At 43.2% G+C, this 21,375-nt stretch carries 14 protein-coding genes and 3 pseudogenes; 7 read left to right on the top strand and 10 right to left on the bottom strand.

Going from position 1 to position 21,375, the window contains the following annotated elements; all coding sequences use genetic code 11:
* Window positions 1-4: 4 nt before the first annotated feature.
* From lipA to MHH56_RS07280, 3 genes and pseudogenes are all read right to left on the bottom strand, one after another.
* Complete coding sequence (gene lipA / locus MHH56_RS07290) at window positions 5-940, bottom strand: lipoyl synthase (RefSeq protein WP_076271021.1); 936 nt, start codon at window positions 938-940, stop codon at window positions 5-7.
* 504 nt (window positions 941-1,444) lie between these two features.
* A complete protein-coding gene (locus MHH56_RS07285) occupies window positions 1,445-1,807 on the bottom strand; it encodes a YmaF family protein (protein WP_339207496.1) in 363 nt (120 codons plus the stop codon).
* 304 nt (window positions 1,808-2,111) lie between these two features.
* Window positions 2,112-2,642 (bottom strand): annotated as a pseudogene (locus tag MHH56_RS07280) (tyrosine-type recombinase/integrase).
* Window positions 2,643-3,695: 1,053 nt separating this feature from the next.
* Here MHH56_RS07280 and MHH56_RS07275 point away from each other — a divergent pair.
* Window positions 3,696-4,526 carry a DUF2935 domain-containing protein gene (locus tag MHH56_RS07275; RefSeq protein ID WP_339207495.1) on the top strand — a complete coding sequence of 277 codons (831 nt, stop codon included), beginning with the start codon at window positions 3,696-3,698 and terminating at the stop codon, window positions 4,524-4,526.
* 165 nt (window positions 4,527-4,691) lie between these two features.
* On the opposite strand, the pseudogene MHH56_RS07270 reads toward MHH56_RS07275, so the two are convergent.
* Window positions 4,692-4,924 (bottom strand): annotated as a pseudogene (locus tag MHH56_RS07270) (DUF3850 domain-containing protein).
* Between the two features lie 185 nt (window positions 4,925-5,109).
* Window positions 5,110-5,766 (bottom strand): annotated as a pseudogene (locus MHH56_RS07265) (DNA adenine methylase).
* A 493-nt stretch (window positions 5,767-6,259) separates the two neighbouring features.
* Here MHH56_RS07265 and MHH56_RS07260 point away from each other — a divergent pair.
* The gene (locus MHH56_RS07260) at window positions 6,260-6,583 is read left to right on the top strand and encodes a WGxxGxxG family protein (RefSeq protein WP_339207494.1); all 324 of its coding nucleotides are present in this window, start codon (window positions 6,260-6,262) and stop codon (window positions 6,581-6,583) included.
* A gap of 204 nt (window positions 6,584-6,787) precedes the next feature.
* Window positions 6,788-7,306 carry a DUF3231 family protein gene (locus MHH56_RS07255; RefSeq protein ID WP_339209525.1) on the top strand — a complete coding sequence of 173 codons (519 nt, stop codon included), beginning with the start codon at window positions 6,788-6,790 and terminating at the stop codon, window positions 7,304-7,306.
* 364 nt (window positions 7,307-7,670) lie between these two features.
* Here MHH56_RS07255 and MHH56_RS07250 read toward each other — a convergent pair whose 3' ends face one another.
* Window positions 7,671-7,934, bottom strand: coding sequence for a hypothetical protein (locus tag MHH56_RS07250; protein WP_339207493.1), 264 nt, complete (start codon window positions 7,932-7,934; stop codon window positions 7,671-7,673).
* 530 nt (window positions 7,935-8,464) lie between these two features.
* Between MHH56_RS07250 and MHH56_RS07245 the strand changes: the two genes are divergently transcribed.
* Complete coding sequence (locus tag MHH56_RS07245) at window positions 8,465-8,986, top strand: site-specific integrase (RefSeq protein WP_339207492.1); 522 nt, start codon at window positions 8,465-8,467, stop codon at window positions 8,984-8,986.
* 213 nt (window positions 8,987-9,199) lie between these two features.
* Entirely contained in the window at window positions 9,200-10,255 is a 1,056-nt protein-coding gene (locus MHH56_RS07240; RefSeq protein ID WP_339207491.1) for a M23 family metallopeptidase, read from the top strand.
* A gap of 68 nt (window positions 10,256-10,323) precedes the next feature.
* On the opposite strand, the gene yunB is transcribed toward MHH56_RS07240, so the two are convergent.
* A complete protein-coding gene (yunB, locus tag MHH56_RS07235; protein ID WP_339207490.1) occupies window positions 10,324-11,454 on the bottom strand; it encodes a sporulation protein YunB in 1,131 nt (376 codons plus the stop codon).
* Window positions 11,455-11,604: 150 nt separating this feature from the next.
* On the opposite strand from yunB, the gene MHH56_RS07230 reads away from it, so the two are divergent.
* Window positions 11,605-11,988 carry an STAS/SEC14 domain-containing protein gene (locus MHH56_RS07230; RefSeq protein ID WP_339207489.1) on the top strand — a complete coding sequence of 128 codons (384 nt, stop codon included), beginning with the start codon at window positions 11,605-11,607 and terminating at the stop codon, window positions 11,986-11,988.
* A gap of 14 nt (window positions 11,989-12,002) precedes the next feature.
* Here the strand turns inward: MHH56_RS07230 and MHH56_RS07225 are convergent, their stop codons facing one another.
* Window positions 12,003-12,695 carry a response regulator transcription factor gene (locus MHH56_RS07225; RefSeq protein ID WP_339207488.1) on the bottom strand — a complete coding sequence of 231 codons (693 nt, stop codon included), beginning with the start codon at window positions 12,693-12,695 and terminating at the stop codon, window positions 12,003-12,005.
* Window positions 12,692-14,167, bottom strand: a complete 1,476-nt coding sequence (locus MHH56_RS07220; RefSeq protein ID WP_339207487.1) for a HAMP domain-containing sensor histidine kinase — start codon at window positions 14,165-14,167, stop codon at window positions 12,692-12,694. Before MHH56_RS07220 ends, MHH56_RS07225 begins: the two co-directional genes overlap by 4 nt.
* Window positions 14,168-14,323: 156 nt before the next feature.
* Here MHH56_RS07220 and MHH56_RS07215 point away from each other — a divergent pair, with 156 nt between their 5' ends.
* Entirely contained in the window at window positions 14,324-14,539 is a 216-nt protein-coding gene (locus MHH56_RS07215; RefSeq protein ID WP_339207486.1) for a hypothetical protein, read from the top strand.
* 70 nt (window positions 14,540-14,609) lie between these two features.
* Here the strand turns inward: MHH56_RS07215 and MHH56_RS07210 are convergent, their stop codons facing one another.
* Window positions 14,610-21,293 carry an S-layer homology domain-containing protein gene (locus MHH56_RS07210; RefSeq protein ID WP_339207485.1) on the bottom strand — a complete coding sequence of 2,228 codons (6,684 nt, stop codon included), beginning with the start codon at window positions 21,291-21,293 and terminating at the stop codon, window positions 14,610-14,612.
* Between the last annotated feature and the right edge of the window lie 82 nt (window positions 21,294-21,375).

Genomic DNA, 21,375 nt, shown 5'->3' with positions numbered 1-21,375 from the left:
TCAGTTACAAGCTGCTCGAGCAAGCACCGGAAGAAATCTCACGGCTCGCTTCGGCTTCCGCTGCCATTGCTGCGTGTGCCGAATCGGTCTGCTCATGTGCATGATAAGAGCTGCGTACTAATGGTGCGGATTCTACATGCCTAAAACCGCGCTTCAGCCCTTCTTCTTTTAGTTTTGCAAATTCGTCTGGGTGGACATAACGTACGACCTTTAAATGTTTTGGCGTTGGCTGCAAGTATTGACCTAATGTCAAAATATTCACATCGTTTGCGCGAAGATCATCCATAGTCTGCAAAATTTCATCCCATTCCTCACCCACGCCAAGCATAATGCTCGATTTGGTTGGAATCTTAGGCTTCATTTCTTTGGCACGCTTCAACAGCTCCATCGTACGGCTGTATTTGGCTTTGGCACGAACACGATCCGAAAGCCGCTCCACCGTTTCGACGTTATGATTTAGAATATCCGGATTTGCATCCATTACAATTTGAAGCGCATCTTTATTTCCCAAGAAGTCAGGAATAAGCACTTCAACTCGGCAAAACGGCATACGTTTGCGAATCGCATGTACAGTAGCTGCAAATATGGATGCGCCGCCATCCTTAAGATCATCGCGAGCAACCGATGTAACAACACAGTGCTGAAGATTCATTTGCTCTGCTGCCTCTGCTACCCGTTCTGGTTCGTCCAAATCCAGTTCAGTCGGCATACCTGTCTTAACAGCACAAAAACGGCAAGCGCGCGTGCAAATATCACCCAATATCATAAATGTGGCTGTTCGATTCGACCAGCATTCATAAATGTTTGGGCAACGTGCTTCCTCACAAACCGTATGTAGCGTTTTTGAGCGCATCATATTTTTAATTTCGGCAAAGTTACCGTCTGTCGCTAATTTTATTCGAAGCCAATCAGGCTTTTTGAGTGTTTCTTGTTGTTTCATTAGGGATTACCTGCTTTCAAGTTCATTTATAATTCCTAAACTCATGCGTTTATTATAACATGTTTCGCACAAAAAACAGACTTTCATTTAAATTCATATTTAATCGTTTATCCTATATGTTCCTCTTAACTTCACAAATACGAAGAACATTTTTACCGTTCACATTCACTCGATAACGTAAACAATGTGATTTTCTTGTGATTAATTCTAAATAAAAAGCCCTGCTATTTAAGCAGGGCTTTCTACTTTCATTATATCCATAAATGGCACTTTGATAATATTCCCTAGATTTTTAACATAGATCCATCTTCTCTGTTCCCCTTTATTAATTACGGAATCACATAATTTAATTTTATTATAGTTTTTGTCAATTCCTTCTGCGATTTCGTCTTAAATTCGTTGTCTATATTAGAATACGTAATAATGTTTTTTGATTTTAAGTCGAATGTTGTGCTTAAAATAGTTTCTTCATGACCATTCATTTATTTCTGCATAATTTATTAGTTAAACTAGAGGTGCTTGAATCAATGTTGCGAATTTAAATTGGTGAACATGACCATCATTTAATGTCGTTTGGCCTGTTACAAAATGTACGTGTTTGCCATTTCCGACTGGAATGGCCGGTCCAGTTACAATCTTTTTCAATTTATGAAAATGGTTTAAGAAATCTGTGTTCGTAAGATCAATTTCATGGACATGACTTTTTCCCACTCGAATCGCTTGTCCGGTAACTCCTGCAAAGCGATGATTATGTCGATCATTGCCCTCTTCAGCAAGTTTAGTACTTCCTTCAAACTCGTGAACGTGCCGCTGTACCTTTTTACAAGATCTAGCTTTCTTCACTATACTAGCTTTTTTCATCTTCATACGTTGCTTACCTCCTAATGATTACGTGACCCATAACTGATTATGTGATTCACAACATTCTATTAAGGTAACCAAATGAATGTGCTAGGCAATTATCAACGTCTCTAATAAAAATATTATCTGTTTTTTGAAATTCACAATTGCTTCGAATTATGAAACATAACTGTCAAACCATTTGTTAATGTACTCTGACCATTCATCCTGACGGTATCGCCTGTCCTCATCCAACTCTAATCGCCGTAAACATTCCTCTCTACTAACATCACAGAAGATAAGCTCAGCACCTAAGTCATGCACCAACCGCTCACGCTTGTTTGATCCCAATGTAACGTAAAGTTATGGATTGTTCACTATGATTAAAGAGCTCCATTAGTAACGCTATGTCCTTTGTTTAAAGGTAAAAATGATAACCAAACGTTTTCCTCATGGAATACGTCCCAATCTCTTCTACTCCATTAGCGCGAGCTGCCTTGCTTAATATTTTGTATGCTGTGCTGCTATCAATCGGTTCACCTGCATTACCTGTATGTTTCTTACTACGACCTGTAAACAAATATTCGTAATCCTGTTTGCCCTTTATAAAATCGTCTAATGCCTTCCTGAGTGTTTTACGAATCTTTATTTTCTTAATCTTTTTAGTCTTGCCTTCAATGATTTCGATGTGTGTTCCCTTAACGTCCTTAACGGTTAACCACCGTATGTCTGATATACGGAAGCCAGTGTTAATACCAATCATAAACAATACATAATCACGTTCATTACGAATTCTTAAATAATGTTTAATCGCCTCAACCTTACGTATATCGCGAATTACCACTAACAATAATCCATACATTGTATCTACTACTGCTGTTTGGGTGATTGGCGATATTGGACACACCACAAGTTTAATCCTATCAATCCTCTTGCCTGATTTAATTACTGGTTTAAGTGCTTCGTTAATCATTTGCATTGCTTTTGGCCCTAACGGAGCTGACATATTAAATCACCTTTAAAGTTATTCAATATTCATTCAACATTGTCTCAGTAAATCGTTCGCACTTATTGTCCTATCCTTTTAAATAAGGCTAGTATCATTCAGGAACAAACATCCAATCATTAAATTCTATCAATACATATTCTACATGGTAGTCAAAACACAAGGGGGTGAATTGAATAATGCACAATAGCCTTGGTACGATTCTGGTGCTTTTCATTCTATTAGTGATTATCGCTTGTAGTTGTGGCGTCCTCGGCCGCAACGAGAGAAGAGAAGAAAGAAGAGAAGAAAGAAAAGATGAAAGAAGAGTTGAAGGTATCAACATAGGCTGCAACTGCTGAGACTATTAATTTTGCAGCTCGATTTCAACTTTTACCTTCTTACAAAATATAGAATTATTCGAACAAGATCTATTCAGAAGGCCCATTCTATGGGTCTTTTGCGTTCTAATAATTCATATCAAAATCTTCAATATTCAATCTGGTCACTCATCACTGCAGAGCAAACGCCCAATCCCAAATTGTCAATCGCATATAATCTGCATAGCGTATTAAATATTGGGAGGTGAATATTTGATGGGTGAATTTGTTGGTGGTTCTAATATCGTTATTATCCTGGTATTGTTCACTTTGTTGGTGATTATAGCTTTCATTTCAGTAATCAGACGGTGTTTATAAATTCAGTTCTTTCAAATACAATTCGATAACCTCGCAAACTACTTAATATTCAGCGAATGTTCATTAAAATAATGCTGTTTGCACTGCCTGCAGTCTTTGTTTTGACTTACTCACGAAATCATCATTCTGAAAGAATAAATCCCTTATTTAGCCCAGGTATTAATCTTCTAATGCCATTTTTGTAATTCTGGTTAAGGAATAGAACAAGTTCTCCTTACATACATTTCTTCTGATGATTAATATTACAAGGGAGATGCTGCCATTGTTAGATCAGTCATTTGTAGCTCGTTCTTTAGAAGAAGTTAGGTTTTGGTCTCGAATTATGAAAGAGCATTCTCTATTTCTTAAATTGGGTTTCCGTTGTGAGGATACCCAATTAATTAATGAAGCAAATCAATTCTATGCCGTCTTTGAAGCAATCGAAAATAGATCAAATGCATTTACATTTGGAACAGATCCCTCTGTAATTAAAAGATTTAATGAAGAGGTGCATACTGCTGTATCTTATATTTGGGCTTTCAAAAGAAAAGTGCTCGGTTTAATACTGACGTGCCAACTTCCAGGTGCAAACAACTTTCCATTGTTAGTTGATCATGTGAGTAGAGAAGCTAATTATTTCAGAAATCGTTTGTCGGAATTAAATTTAGGTCGGTTGGAGCCGCTGCCCGACGCTATTATCGACGAGAATGTTTTCTTTCTAAGAATCATGGCTGACCACGCCAAATTCATTAGTCACTTGCTTGATCCATCCGAGCGGCAATTAGTTGAACAAGCAAATAACTTTAGTCAAGAATTTGATACATTACTATTTCAAGCAAAGGATTTGGAATCTATGCGTCCTCAATCGCAAACTGTTCCGCTACTTGACCAATTTCTTGATCAAAATAGAGTATCAGTTAAATCGCTTCGTGATTTTAAGAGAACAGCTCGAGACCTAATTGAAGCCTGCCGAATAAAAAGTATCATTCATCCTTTATTGGCGGATCATGTATTTCGAGAAGCAGAACATTTCCTCGTTATAATTGATATGTTTGAAAATAGTCTGACAGGTAAACCAGCTTAATCTATTGAATCATCGGGTTATTTCCCTTTTCATATTTATTCCTTATTCAGTCGGTATTAGTTAGATAAAATCAAATAACTATACATTACGGTTGCTAATACCTGACTGGCTATGGATAAATCAAGAAATACTATCATATCTCGCACTTCCCATGTATTTCTTTATTCATGCGAATCCCATTATGATATATCCGTCTTTCAAATATTCGAAATCATCAAGAATATAAAAGACATAGACTTTGGCGGCATTGCCGCTATACCCTGTCTCCGGACTCCACTCCTGCAACTCAGTGTATCTCCTACTTTAAAATTACGATCTTTTCGCCGTACCTCAAATGTCTTCGCCCCACTAACGACATCCTTGTACCATTTTGGCAAAGTTTTAAGATTATGCTGCATATTCACCCTCCAAGTTCCTCAATATTCAAACCTGTCCATTAAAAAAGCTTCAGTTGTCCGCCAATTGCTTCAGCAACTATTGTGTTGATCCAGAGAACTTCGGTTCGCGCGGATCCATTTTCGATAATTTGTTTTTGCTCCTCACGCATCCAGCCAGAAAGCATAGATTCATAAAGAGGATGATTTTAGCCTGATAAAATTGCTGGACCAGAGTGCTGCAAGAGTGCATGTAAAAGTTCAGTGTGATCCTCATCGGACATTTCGTTTTCATAAAGCTTTCCATTTCGTGTATCCATCAAATATGGTGGATCTGCGTAAATCAAAACGTCTGATCGATTATATCTATTAACGACCTGCAGCGCTGGTCTATTCTCAATCTGAACGTCTTTCATTCACTCAGCCACATCAATGATTTTTACAGGTAGATTGTTCCACTGCTTTACCCGATAAGAATCATCTGCGGTTCCTCTACACTTCCAACCCGATATCGATCCAGTCTTTACCCTGATCGACTGCCAGCAGCGAACTAGGAATCGCCTCGCCCGTTCAATTTCATTTTCAGAAAGCTTGTGAGAAACTAAATATTCTTGCCATGAGTACGGTGTCCAATGAACTGCGTCAGCATTTTGATCTTGGTAATCTCGAATTACTTTAAAGAGATTAATTACATCACCGTCGATATCATTGATAGTTTCCAACCCAGAAGGTTGTTTGTTAAACAAAACCGCGCCAGATCCAAAGAATGGTTCCAGATAAACAGAATGCGATGGCATATGCTCAATAATCCATCCAGCCATGTTCCACTGGCTACCTGGATAGTGCAAGATTCTCGGTGCTCCCATCGATCCACCTCCCATGTACTTCTGTATTCAACGATTCAACTTCTAAACTCATACATTTCTAAAATACATTTTTGACCAACGGGCATAATAACCTCGGAGGTGAGTTTTGAGACGTGAAATGCTTAAACTGTGAAAATCTAAAAAAGCTAAAAGGTCTTAAGCATACCTGCTACATTTGCGCTATTATTATGGCTCGGTAACAACTTTTGTCACTCCAGTATATACTCTTAATGAAATCCCCCCTATCCTAGGTACAACTGCCATGGATTTGATGAATTTCATCTATGTTCAATGCTGCCCATCACTCGAATCTTTCTAATGGAATGTGAATTGTTTTAAACAGTTAAATAATCCTCATTGCCTCGGTTATATAAGCCGAGGATTTTTTTAAGTACTTCAATATTCATTGAGATACATAAAAGCAGAATATTTTATTTTCAGTAAGGGAAACTTATAAACGTAATAAATTTGAATACAAGGAGAATTAGTGAAAATGAAAAAAATTTACTCGTTGCTATTTGCCTTTACAATCCTATCATCCGCACTGTGTTTCCCTGCCTTCGCGGAACAATCAAATCAAGTAGATAGGATGACAACAGATAACAATCGCATGAACAGTTATGGAACAAACAACACAACCACTAATCAAATGAATGGCTATGGCGATGGCTATGGAGCAAATAACACGGGTATGAATGCAAACAACTATCGGACAAATGCGACAACAGACGATAGAAGAAATAATTGGGGCTGGCTTGGTTTGCTTGGCTTAACGGGCTTAATCGGATTAAGAAGCCGAGATCGGGAACGTACTTAAGCAAGAATAGAGAATCGTTTTTCATGAACCCCTGCATTTAATGGGGGGTTCATTTGAGTGCAAAATAGCTTCGTTCATTTTTTCTGCCTAATTCGAAGTGTTTCCAAGTATTTTTGTGAATTTCACCCTTATTCGTATTATTTCTGTGTAGTTAAGCATATTAAGTCAGTTCAAAAAATTAATGAATCAAAAGGAGCAAATCAAATGGGAATTTTAAGCGGTAATCCAAAGGATGAACCAATGCACTACGGTGAAATATTTAGTGTTTGGCAGGCTTCAACTGTAGCAAAAGGCGCTGTATCCTGTTACCAAGCATACTTAAATCACGCTGGAGACAAAGACTTAAAAAAAATACTGGATGCTCTCATTGATCAAGCAAAGATGGAAATTAAAGAATGTGATACATTGCTTACTGATAACGGAATTGCTTCCGCACCTATGATGCCTGAGAGACCCCCTGTTAAACTCGAAGACATCCCTGTAGGCGCAAGATTCTCTGATCCCGAAATTGCTGCTAAAATTGCCAATGACACATCACTTGGACTAGTTGCTTGTAGCCAAGTTATGGGTCAGTCTATTAGAGAAGATATTGGAGCTTTATTTGCGAAATATCATCTTACTAAAACAGCACTTGGCGTTAAAATACTTGAACTGAGCAAAGAAAAAGGTTGGCTTATACCTCCTCCACTTCAAGTTAAAAGACCAGAGACTGTTAACGCATAAAAATAAGTTGCCCAACCTGCCCATTGGGCAGGTTTTTTAATCCTCCTACAAATTTCCCTTTCAAACTACTTAGAGATTAATGTAACAAGTTTGCTACTCCCGTAATCTTCAACGTTCAACTTACCTGTATACTCCTTAACGACCTTCGGACATAATAACTCAGGAGGTGAGTGCCTATGAAATGTGCATATTGTGAAAACTTAAAGCTTATAAAAGGAAGAAGAAAGTTATGTTATATTTGTGCTATCATCAAACGTTAAGAGAATGACAATCTAATTCCAGAGGTCCCGTACATTAAATACGGGTTCTATAGTAATCAATATTCACTGAATTACATCGCAACTTCTGACAACAATCTCTTTAATCATATGACCATTGCCTTTTTGAATCTGTCCGTTTTCTGTCCTGCGGATTGTATATCGCCAGCTGGGGCTATTAATTCCTTATTAATGATCACTCCTTCGACAAGCTTCCGCCCATCACGGATATAACCACCTAAGAGCGGATTTTCACGAAGCATCGGCACACGGACGGTGTCACCAATATTTGCAGCGTCACGCATATAACGAATATCTGCACTACGCTTGATAACTTCTTTTTTCAGTAAATTCTTTTGCTTAACATGCATCTTGGATGCGTAATATGCAAATTCCGATAATCGTACTGATCATAATGCTGTATCAAACTTACCGCCGTTATCCGCACACTCAAATGCTAGGATCTCAACTAAAGCTAATTTATTATTCAATTTAAATTACACAGGTACTTTAGTCCCGTGACCGCTTTAGCCGTCACCAAGAGTCACTCGACATTCATTTACCTACACTTAAGGATTACATATATACAAAAATTAAAAAGGAATCTGAAAACATAGAGATACAAGATATTCGTCGTCTATTATTGCGAATTCAAGATATTGAGGAAATTATGCAATGCGAGATTAATTCGGGGGAGTTAATTTTAGAAAGAAGGAGAGTTATTATGGCTTCTTTTACTAAGGTAAAAGGTAAAAGCTAAAAACAAACAAGGTTATAAATGGATTTGTGTTGCCGATGGACCACCCGATCCTATTACTGGTGAAAGAAGACAAATATCCAGGAGAGCAGACACAAAAAAAGAAACAAAAGAACGTGTTGAGGACCAAAAAAGAAAAAAACAATGAAGGATTTAGAAAATGAAAGTCTAGATAATAAATATTTAGAGAAAAACGAAATTGCTGAGTTTTTGAATGTTGTAAAATTATTTGGTCGTTTCAATGATCTTGAAATGTTCTATTTATTCATTTTTTCAGGTATGCGTTCGGGTGAATTATGTGCCTTACAATGGAATGACATTAATTTTGAAACTAATGATATACGTATTAACAAAACTCTCTACACTCCAAGGGGCAATATGCGCGAGTACAAGTTAACCCCATCTAAAACAAAAGGTTCCACTAGGACATTCGATATTGATGGAAGTGTGATTGCACTAATCAAAGCACATAAATTAAAACAAATCGAAGCCAAAAATTCGGCAATCAGCCAAGGTATTAAATGTGTTGATTCTAATTTTGTAATCTCACGAATTAATGGTCATCCTTATACACAACGTATGATTTATATCCGCATGCAACGAATTATAAGAAGGACAAGCATAAAGAAGAACGCAACACCCCATATTTTTCGCCACACACATTAGAATTCATTTTGGTGAAATACTAGAACTCAAATAAATTTTAGTGACAGTATTGTGATTTTTTATGTGACTTTATTGTCGATATCATCCTCCAAACCCTTACATTGCCTGTACAACGGACTATAAATTTCAAATATGATAACATGTTTCGTATAAAAACCAATGATTTGCAAAACATAACGTTATAACCGTCATGCTTTTGGAAGGGTGAGACGTTTGAAACTGACTATTCCTATTGTTGCAGCAATAACCGCAGCTTCTCTGTTCATTGTCACGCCCGTCAGTTCTGTAAAAGCAGCTCCTGCTGTCAAGCAAAAAACTGATAAGGCCCATGAGCAAACAGTCGATGCTGAGACCGATCCCTTTTCCGTTAGAAGAGGCTTGTATGACAAATTAAGCTTATTTACCGAAGTGCCTTGGTTCTGGATTGCAGCCATCGATCAGTATGAGCGATCCATGTCTAAAGCACGTCCAAAGGCTCGTCCAATGCTTGGGAACACCGTTGGCGTGTTTATCGACCAGGAACGCTGGGTCGGCCCGCTCAATCCGAATACGGATGACAGCTCGCCGGTATCGATCAACTTTTTTAACGGGATTGGCCGCGATGGTGACGGGAATGGACAAGCGGAACGAACAAGCGACATCGATCTTCTCTATTCACTTGTTAGCCGCGTTGCCGCGTACGGTATCTCCAATGATGATTTCGCAATCGGACTTTGGGAGTATTATCAAAATAATCGTTCAGTGCAGCGCATCCAGCAGTTCGCCCGAATCTATGAAGCATTTGGCCAGCTTGATTTGTTCGAGCATGCATTCCCGCTGCCAATCAGCACTCATTATGCCTATAACAGCACCTGGGGAACCGGGCGAAGCTGGGGCGGCAGGCGTACCCATGAAGGTACCGACATTTTCGTAAGGCATGGCGTCCCTGTTCGGAGCACCTGTTATGGCATTGTTGAGGTGCAGGGCTGGAATCCCTACGGCGGCTGGAGAATTGGCATTCGTGATCTAAACAATTTTTACCACTATTACGCACATTTGTCCGGCTTTGACAAAACCGTTAATATAGGCGATGTCGTAAAGCCTGGACAGGTTGTTGGATGGGTAGGAAGCTCTGGTTACGGCAAACCCGGGACGCAGGGAAAGTTTCCTCCTCACCTGCATTATGGCGTATACAGCGACCGCGGATTAATTGAATGGTCGTTTGATCCATATCCGATGCTGCGCCGCTGGGAGCAAGCAGAGCGTAAACGAATGCGTTCCGGAAATTAAATCAAAAAATATAAAACGACTTTATCGTCCTCTTTGCAGAAGACAATAAAGTCGTTTTTATATGTATGCTATTCAGAAGATGAATTTCCCGAACTATTTGATCCTTGGTTAGAACCTTTAGAATGATTAGAGCCTTCGTTCGTTGCTTCTGTTGACGGTCCTGCATTAGTTGCTCCAGTGCCTGAAGACTCTCCATTATTGTTGTTTTGTGGACTGGATGTAACTCCGCCTCCCGCACCTTCGCCGAGCGGAACCGAGATGTTTGGCGCCTGCGCAGCCGACTCGCCTACAGGTTTGCCCGTATTGTCGTAATAGTACATCGGCACGTCGCCGACTACTAGCAAATATGAAATCGGAATATCCGTTTCGACCAGCTCCGGCTCGGTATCAAACGGAATAATGATCGTAACCTCCGCTATTATGCGAATGTATACCTCAACCAAAATCATATTGATGCCGGCATCCTTCTGACGCGTGCTAAGATCTACCTTAACAGCCCCAACCGGCTCGAATTTCACTGGAACTCTTGGGCCATATGAGGAGATGATCGCACTACCCAGCGCATGCCCAATCGGGATATGCTCCGGTATATCCTTCATTTCATTTAAGGTGTTTTGGACGGTGTTTATCGTTTGCGAGGTGATCTTCATATGCTCCGCGTAATTAAGCATGAAGCCAGATATTTTCCCATTGCTGTTCATCTTCCAGTCAATAAGGTTGCTGCTGTCCGATCGGCTCGCTACCTGCTCGGTTATCGCTTTATTGATAGCCTGCGTGGCGATTTGCTTTACTCTGATTTTCGCTATATTCATCAGCGGCGGCCGTAAATTTTTCTCAATATAGACGAAGGATTGGATCGAAAAAACCATAAAGACAAGCAGGGCTATAATAAAGATTGTGCGGCGTCTTATACGAGGCTTAGCAGGGAGAGAGCCCCAAGTGCCGCCTGATCCGCCATTGCCGCTGCTTCGGCTGCTGCTGTATTTTACGGCTGGACGCCTAATGCCCCATTTTCCGCTGCTTGCACTTGTACGAGCTCCCGAACCCCATTTCTTTGGTGCTGGCCTTGATGAAGCTGAGCTTCCTCGACTGCCCCAAGTGACTGATTTTACTTTAGAGAATGGACGGCCAGACCAAAGCTGCATACGGCTGCCGCCAAATCCTCGAAAATGCCAGCCTCGCCTTCCCCATTTCGCCAATCCGATCCCCTCCCGCACCAAGCTGCACACTCTTTATTACCCATACTTATGCAGAACTTGGTCAAAAAAGAAGACGACCTCAGCAAGTTGCAGCCTTATTGACATTATGGAAACGATATACATAATTGTAACTAAGGGAGATGAATCTAGTTGAGTGAACGCAATATTAGCACAACCGTTTCAGGAGATTTAATTGTTACTCGTCTGATTGGAAAAATAAGCACAGATGATGTTAATGACTGGTTTAATGGTTTCGAGCAGGCGTTTCAGCCATTCATGGCAGAGGGGCGAAATTACCGTTTGTTAGTAGATCGAAAAGGCTATACACCCGACCATTATTCGGTTCAAAAAGCATGGAAAGATAAATTTTTTAATGAAAGCATTTTGAGTCATAGCAAAGCCATCGCATTCCTATTGGAAGATGGTGAAATTCTGAATCACTTGCAGCAAACCAATACCAAACCGTCTGTACAATTTTTTAGCGATGCTGAGCAAGCCTTCCACTGGTTAAATAACTATAGCGTACCGGAATAGTCTATTTAATCCGCCTAAATCGTTAGCCGATACCCTGCGCCCCAAATGGTTTCAATATATTGCGGATTCGAAGGATCCGCTTCTATTTTTTCTCTTAACCTGCGTATATGAACGGTTACCGTCGCAATCTCGCCAAGTGAATCCATCCCCCACAGCTGCTCAAACAGCTCTTGCTTGCTGAATACATGATTGGGGTTCAACGCTAGAAAGGACAGCAGATCAAATTCCTTTGTCGTGAACTGCACCTCGTGGTCGTTGACGTACACGCGCCGGGAGGAGGTATCAATCTGCAAGCCGCGTATTTGGATCTTATTTGAGGCTTTGGTATCGCGGTTTCCCATCAATCGCTTGTAGCGCTGCAAATGTGCTTTCGCCCGGGCGACCAGCTCACTTGGACTAAACGGCTTCGTGATATAATCATCCGCCCCTAAGCTTAACCCGCGAATTTTATCGATCTCTTCTTTTTTGGCAGATACGATAAGGATAGGAACCTCCTTTACCGCACGGATTTGACGACAAATCTCATACCCATCCATGCCTGGCAGCTGCAAATCTAGTACGATCAAATCATATTCACCTTCTACAGCAGCGCGCAGCCCCTCTGTTCCTGTTAAGCATATGTCCGCAGAAAAACCATGCAGCTCAAAATAATCCTTTTCCACCTCAGCTATCGACACTTCATCTTCAATAATGAGAATTCTCGTCATGTTCGTCCTCCTATGCTCCTCGCGAGCGGCAGCTTGATGATCATGTTAGTTCCTGCTCCAAGCTTGCTCTCAGCATAAATGCTGCCGTTATGCCCTTCGATAATTTGTTTCGTAATCGCAAGCCCTAGGCCGCTTCCACCAGTCTGCTGGCTGCGTGAGAGATCCTCGCGGAAAAAACGTTCAAAAATAAACGGGAGAGCTTCCTCCGATATTCCTGCGCCGCTGTCGCTAATCATTAATCTAACAAAATCAGTCTCCACACTAAGCGATATCGCTATTTGCTTTGGCTCGTCCAACATAAATTTCATGGCGTTGTCCATAATGTTGGTTAGAACCCGCTTCAGCTTATCTCGGTCGGCAAGCACATTGGTAGATTCCGAATGAACAATGTCCCACGTCAGCGCAACGCCTTTGTCTTGCAAATCAAATTGCAAATCCTCGGCATAGTCCTCTATGAATTGCCCCAAGCTGATTTCCTCAAATGTAAACGGCAGCTGCTTCAAATCAAGCTTCGAGTAAAGAAATAGCTCGTCAATCAGTTGATCCATATGCTCGGCCTTCGTCAAAATCGTGTTCACATAACGCTCCATCTTTTGCTTCGTATCCGGTACACCGTCCCGAATGCCTTCGATGCTTGCTTTAATTGAAGTAATCGGCGTTTTCAGATCATGCGTAATGTTCGCGACAAGCTCCTTGCGATTTTGCTCATATTGCAGCTGCTTCTCTACCGATTGCTTCAGCTTCATTCTCATATCTTCAAAGGCTTCGCTTAACCTTGCAATCTCATCGCTGCCTACCGCTTGCAGCTCAAACTCCAAATCGCCTTCCTTAATACGCTCTGTCGACTTCCGAAGCAAATCAAGCGGCTTAATAATACTACGCGTCAAAAAATAATAAAGCAGCATATTCATGAGCAAAAGCACGATAAACAGCACGCCTAATATAATAGGCAAGAGTGTACGAACAACCTCTGCAAATGGACTGCGCTCCCTTACAACGAGTACGCTTCCCTTGGATTGATCTGGAAAACGAAAATCAAATTTCGCATAAGCATAAAAATGGTCCCCTATTTGCAGGGTGTTGCGGATTGCATTGTTTTCCATCTCATAGTCAGGCAAAAACGTGATGAATTGGGGCTGTTTTACGGACAAAGACGAATATATCGCCTCGTCGCCTTTTCTTATAACCAGTTCCGCTTGTACCGAACGAAGCTTGTAATTATATTGATCGAGCAGTGTATGATCAAGAAGCGAGTCGGGTTCATTTTTCGCCAAATACTTTAGATCAAGGAAAATCGTTTCCTCCTGCTCAGACAATGGATTAACGGAATAATGAATATTGTAAAAGTCCTTTACGCTTCGCACATCGCCTGTTATCGCTACTACAAAGAGCAGAGCAGCGGCAAGAAACAATACGATCGTAACGATAAGAATACAGCTGTAGGACAATAGCAGCCGAACGCGGATGGACATACTCGTATCTCCTTCTCCTTTTTGACAATTCGTTTTTCGTGAATACAATGTAACATAGGTTGCCTGAGGAGACAAAGAGAAACAAAGACAACTTTGCAACACGATCTAACATGGGATAGACTATAAGAAATCATTTTCCGTATTAAAGGAGTATATATGGCCATTAATCGACGACTCAGCACCGATCAGGATTTTGAAGAGGTTATCGAACTGCAGCAGCGCATTCGCGTGTTTCAAGACAATCAGCTCATCGATGCCAGCTCGCTGGTTGTGCGGTTTGATGATAGCACGATTGTGACCCAATCGGGGGTAAGCGATATTGCCTATCATAACCGAAAAGAATGCGAGTTTTTTCTACTTAGAAAACGCTAGGTTATACAAAAAAAACGGTGTCGCCCTGTTAGCCCTCGCGGGACAGGTAGACACCGTTTTTCATTGCATATTACTTATCCAGCAGCTCTACGAACTGCAATAACCGTGTGATCATCGTTGCTGCTTCGGCGCGGCTTGCTAGATCTAGAGGCAGGAATGATTGATTTCCTTTGCCCTCCAATATTCCTGCTGCTGCAACCTGAGTCACCGCATCAAGCGCCCAGCCATGTATAGCTGCTTCGTCTTTAAAGCTGGCAGCCTCATTAACTGCTTTCTTGACGTTAGCTCCTGCTGCTTCCGCAAATTTTAATGCGCTTGCTGCCATTACTGCCATTTGCTCGCGCGTAATGGTCGTATTCGGACGGAAGGTTCCGTCCTCGAAGCCTTTAATCAGTTCAAATCTTGCAGCTGTTGCAATCGCATCCGCATACCAAGCGCCCGGCGCAACATCGCTGAACGCCGACGCCTGCTTGCCTCCACTATTTTGGAGGCAAAGCGCTCTTACAAGCATTGCCGCAAATTCAGCGCGCGTAACTGTACGGTTAGGAGCAAAGCTCGACGCCGTTGCACCGCTCACAATTTGTTTGGAAGCGAGCAGCTCAATATTCGATTTTGCCCAGTGGCTGCTAATGTCTGCAAAAGTTTTGGGATTTAAAGCGACTACGTAGCTGCTGTTGCTAGTACTCAAAATGGTGACAGTTGTTTTCCCTTCATCTGATCGGAACAAAGCCGGAACGTAACGGAAAGCTCCCGTTGCCGGATCAAATACGAGCGCTGTTGCTGTTTTGGCATCCAGTTCACGGTCTATTGTCATCGTACGCTTCACATATTTGCCGCCAAGGCTGTGTACTTCTGCTGATGTGCTTCCATCCGAGACGGAAATAATAAAATCAACAGGATCACCTGCAAGCTCAAAACCTGCTGCTTTGGCTTTCGCCCGAATGTTATCAAGCACTTGTTGACTAACCGGCTTGATTGAGAAAGTTACAATTAGCTTACCGTTATTCGCAAGCTTTGCCTCCTCCAGAACGCCGTTTGCAAGCTCCAGCGGGAATTCATACGAAGCTGTACCCTGCTCCATGACGACAATCGCATTTGGACTGCTCTTAAGCGCGTCAAGAAGAGCTTGTGCGGAGAAGGAGAGTTCTCCATTTGATGTTAACGTACCTTTGGCGAAGATGATCCGCTCAAGCTTGCTTGCGGCATCTGTCTTTAGCTTGCTGTCATTTTGCGCTGTATTAATCGCACCGCCGATTTGACCTTGACCTGAGCCTGAACCGCCAGTGCTGCCTTCATTACCTTCCTCTGGCAAAACGGCCGCCTTCACTTCCACCGTATACACTCTGCTTTGCGAGCCATGAGACACGGTAAGTGCCGTTTGGCCGATCTTTAGTGCGCGAAGCTGTCTATCTTCACTAATAGCCGCAATGTCTGCTTGCGCAATCGATATGATCGCATCCGCTGTGACATCGACGCCTGCTTGATCAAACACCTTTATGGCTTTTGTATCACCCACAGTCAACGACAGCGGTCCTCTATCGCCATTCTCTAGAGCTATGCGGAATGGCTTCGGACGATTGGCAAAACCCTCATTTTGCTCGGTGAACGATAATTGATCATTTGAGCTTGCCAGTGTCGCTATCCGCTCGCCACGCACAATGACATTATCCACCTGAATATTGCCCGACACCCCGCTTGTCACATCTATTCCGTTTGTACCCATTCCGTCGAGCACGATATTATGAAGCTTCACATGATTAATGCTGAATCCGCCGCCGTGTACAATTAAACCGGCATACGTACTGTCCAGTGCGACGTTGTCCCGTACAATGACTTCGCCGTTCAAATCCTTCTCGCCAGCAAAAATCCAGATCGCACCTAAGTTAATGTTGTACGCAGAGTCAGCGCTGCCCGTACGAACCAGTGTATTGCGCTCCACTACCGTTGTGCCGCTGAATGCCACAGGATTAAAGCGTGTCGATACGGCAATGCCCGCTCCGTTCGTAATTGTATCTGTACCGATGTTATCTTGAAGCTTATTGTCTTGCCCGCCAAAAATAACGAAGTTATCGGCCAGCCAAGGCAAAGCCACCGTATTAAAACGCGCCGTATTGTTGATGCTTGCGCGTCCTTCCGCCGACCACATCGCCAAACCATCGTCGCCTGGATATCGGATATCCGATTGCTCCATCACACTATTGCTCGTGCCCACGGAGAAGTTGATGCCGTCGGCCATCAAATTGCGCAAACGAAGGCCAACCATATGCAGGCCATCCGTTATTTCGTCGCTGCCCCTTACCTTGGACAGCCATAGCCCTGTTTTTGAATGTTCTACCCAAACATTCTGAATGACCGAGCCTTTGCCGAAGCCGCCATAAAAAGCATGGGTCAACGCTTCATCATCACGGATATTCAGGTCGCCGTCGATGAGTAGATCATATACGCCAATATTAGCGCCTTTGCCAATAAACCTCGCACCGATCAGTGACGTATACCACATCCCTGCGCCGCGAATAGTGATTTGATCCAATTCAATCACATCAGCCTTAAGCTCAAATACCCCTTGAGGGAACCATACGCCTTTCCCTTGTTCTTTGGCTGCATTCATTGCAGAATGGAACGCTGCCGAATCATCAATGCCATCACCAGGTACAGCTCCGTATTCGGCAACTGACAGGAATCCATCAGGCTTTGCAAACGGACCTTCCACCTGCTCCATATCGACAAGGTCAATGACATAATAATCTGCCGCATTCTCCGCATCCTTCTGCAGACGGATCGTAGCTCCTGCGGGTATATCACCGATCAAAGCATGTATTTCATCGAAGAAACGATGTGCATTGCCCTGCTTTGGATCATTAGACCATGGATAGCTGCCGTACTCCCAGCCATGCTTCGAGCTAAGCTCTAAATTTTGCTTAAATTCTCCGTTTACGTACAGGCCCAACGTTTCGTTTCGTCCAGCCCCGTCTGCGCTGTCTGGGATGACATAACGCAGCACAAGTGAATTAGCCGCCTTTGCTAATGTAAATTGTACATAATCACCTTCATCTACCAGCTTAACCGCCTGCCTGCCCGATGCCTCAGAAGCGATTTCGCGATAGCTGCGCGACGGTCCAATCAGCTCACCGTTCGTTAATCCATGTTCCGCTTCATAGGTAATGTATGGAACTGTCGCTCCGCGGTAAGCAATGCCGATGCTTTGTCTGACTAGAAGGCTATCCAGCCATACTTGCCCCGAATCCGTTGAATCCTTTTGCAGCGTAATCGTATTAATTCCGCTGCGCAGCTGCATTTCAATAACCGCTTCGGACCAGCTTTGTTTTTCTCCAGCTGCATTAAACGCCACTTGTTTGATCCGTATGCCATTCACATACAGGCTAAGCTGGCTTGGCACATCGGTGACGTTCAAGGAACGAAGCTCCGTTAAATAGCTGCCTGCTGCCCCAGCATGAACAGTAAAGCTGATTTTATCTCCCGTTTCTGTGAAGTTCCCAGCATACCTTGCACCTTTAAAGCCTGTTAACTCCTTACTTACCTTCATGCCGCCAGACATAAAAGCGTTCTCTGCTTCATATCGCTGATTGGAGGCAACGGGCTCAAACTGCCAAAGCGCCTCATCCGCTTGACTCGGCGTACCGTATTGCAGCTTGCCAGCCGTTAGCAGCAGCAATCCGTCTTTCTGCGAAGCATTTATCATCCGTTTATAGCCAGTACGATCCTCAATCGTCCATTGTGACGCATCAATGCCTATAGCCTCACCCGCGATTGCCGCCAGACCATCTGCTTGTAGCGTCAATAGATGTCCGGTAGCTTTGTTTTTCAACAGCCTCCGGCCGTTGAAATCCTGAAGCAGCCATTGGGAGCTCGCGTTATCTGCCCTCACTGAGCCGCTGAGCACCTTGCCGCTGTTTTCATATAAATAACCTGTGCCTGACTTTTCTTTAATACGAATATAGTTCGTGTCGTCAAATGTTGGGGTAGCCGTGTCATTCGTCTTCTCCTCGCCCATTGACGGCGTCTCGAATTGCTCCGGCGCATTCTCAAACGTCCACTGCACCGATCCAAATGATGCTGGGTACAATCCACGCTCTGCGTAGCCTGCATTATTTTGAACATGAATGAGCTCATCATCGTATTTCCCATTCAAGCTGCGAATCATATATTCCGCACCGCTCGGAGTGCTTTCAACTGCCCACTCTAAGAACGCATCGCCTTGAATGGCTTGCTTGCTCTCAATAAAAGCATAATCCCCGGTCATTGTCATGTAATGTCCTGTAGCACGGTTTTTCAACCTTTGTTTCCCGCCCTCTGACTCTATAATCCAATGACTGTAGCCGTTGTTCTCTGCCAAGTTGCCATATAGAACAATTCCTCCATTGTTTTCATATAAAAATTGGCCGTTTGCCTTATTTTTTATACGAATCGGAGCCTCTGGCAAAGGTTTCGCTGGAAGTGCTAGCGGCTCAACTGCATATTGTGCGCTATCCGAATCAGTAACAAGCTTACTTACTTTCGTATATCCCTCACCATCTGAATATAGAAAATGACGAGCCCAACCACTCCGCAGCACTACAAATTTATCAGAAGATCCAGGTTCCATGTTCCACTTCACGCTGCCCCAGCTCTCGTGAATGCCGCCTTGTGCGATAATTTGCTGTGTCGGGGCATCCTTTTCAACATCCCCGCCTACGTGCTCCATTGACACATAGTGGCCAGTCTTGAGGTTTTTCAACCGCACCGAGGTTGGTCCATCGCCCGTGCGCTCCAAATACCAAACTGAGCTAAGATCCGTTTCTGGAAGATCACCATACTTAACCTTGCCTTGATCATCACCCTCAGCGGTCATTTCATACAAATAACTGCCGGTTTGCTTGTTCTTAAGTCTTACATTCGTTAACGCCGCGTCTGTCACAGGTATAAACTTCCATTTAGGGCTTCCCCATCCTGGATTAATTACGCCGTATTCCGCGTATTTCGTCAGATTTTGCAAGCTAATATACTTTTGTTGTCCAATAACATCATTAGCATCCTGCAAGCTGTGAATGAGCTTTGAGCCGCCGGCATCTTCGATGACCCAAATCGCACTCGTCCAGTCATCAGCCACCTCAGACACATCCATGCGTCCATCCTTCATATTTTGCAAATTAATGTAGTGGCCTGTTGCTCTATTCTGGATGCGTTTGCGACCGTTAAAACGTTCAACTAACCATTGTCCCTTATAATCGCCTTCAGAGACATTGCCGTATTTCAGCTGTCCTGCTGCATCCTCATATAAGAAGAAATTTTGCCATTCATTCTGAATTCGAATATATTGCGGCGAGCCATCCCCGCTAAATGCTGGGTCTTCAAACAACCATTGCGCCGCATTCTCATTTGGCTGAATTGCACTTGCTTGGGCTGCGCCCGTATTGTCTTGAATATGCAAATGTTCGCCTTGACCAACATAGCTCTGAATGCTTTGATAGTCATCATAAATGGCTGATTTGCTAAAGGACCATTGATCCTCTGCAGAGCTTTCCGTTAGTGAAGATACCTTAAGCGGATCACTGATCTCATTAACTCCTGCACGCGTAACATAATGACCAGTTGCTAAGTTGCGCAGCCGTTTTTTGCCGTTAAAATCTTCCCTTACCCACTGATAAAATGATTTCTGGCCTGCTTGTGTTGTCAGCGCACCAACCTTTGCCAGCCCAGCATCTTCATACAAATACGCAGTACCTACCTTCTCATTTGTAAAATTCACGATACGGTATGGCTGCGTATCCGGTGCCAGCTCTATTCGCCAGTGTGCATTGTCTCGATCCAGAACGGACCAACTGTTCGAGCGTACATGTTTGTCATCAGAAAACTGCGTATTCAATACGTAAATGGTCGATGGGACCGCCTGATAAGCTGCAACGTTCTGGAAGGTGATAAAATCTCCACCCGCTGTGTCAGCTACCAGCCACTCGCTTTTATTCGTGTTGTCCAGTCCGATAGCTTTAATAGGCTCATAGTCTATTCCTTGCGTAATGTAATGACCGGTTGCACGGTTTTTAATCCGATAGGAATCCGGCGTTGCTCCCGGGACAAGCACCCAATGAGATTTGCGATCCGCAGCAGGCACCTCGCCAAAGTCAACGAAACCATTGGCTCCCTCGTACAAATATTGTCCTGCTCGGAACTTGTTTGCAAGACGAATTGGAGCAGCAGACTCCACTGGCTCGAGCGCCCACTGCGGACTCTCGAACGTTATATTGATGTCATTGCTTACTTCCGCAAAGCCGAGCAAATCCTCTTGATGAATAACGAGATTGGCATTCTCCGGCACAGTTGCACTTTTAATGACCACATAACCCTCGCGGCTGGACGCATGAATGGTCCATTGGTCTGCAAGCGTACTCTCCGTTATCTCGCGGCTGATCAGTGCATCGCGCCGCTTCCCAACCTCTGAAACCGTAATGTAATGTCCGGTTGCACGGTTTTGAATTCGCTTATTGCCATCATGCTCCTCGATGAGCCATTGCGAGGACTCATCTTCATAGCTTGGAAAGCCGTACCGTACGATACCATTTTCATCCTCATACAAATAATTGCTTTGCCATTTGTTCTGGATGCGAACATAGGTTGAATCCGTTACGGATGACACAGCCGCCTCGGGCTGCCCCCCGCCTTCCGATACTACCGCCGTCTCGTCCGCATAGACCGGAACCGCCATAAGCATAAGCAGCAGCGCCAGCATGAATGCCAATATAGACCTTGCACGTTTCATTGCACAAACCTCCCCAAAGGTATACAAGTGCAAACGCATCTCGAAAGCACTCGCTTATGTAAATCCTTCATTCTCTTTCATC

The sequence above is a fragment of the Paenibacillus sp. FSL K6-3182 genome (genome assembly GCF_037976325.1).
Lineage (GTDB): Bacteria > Bacillota > Bacilli > Paenibacillales > Paenibacillaceae > Pristimantibacillus.
This window is presented reverse-complemented; position numbering and strand designations above follow the sequence as displayed.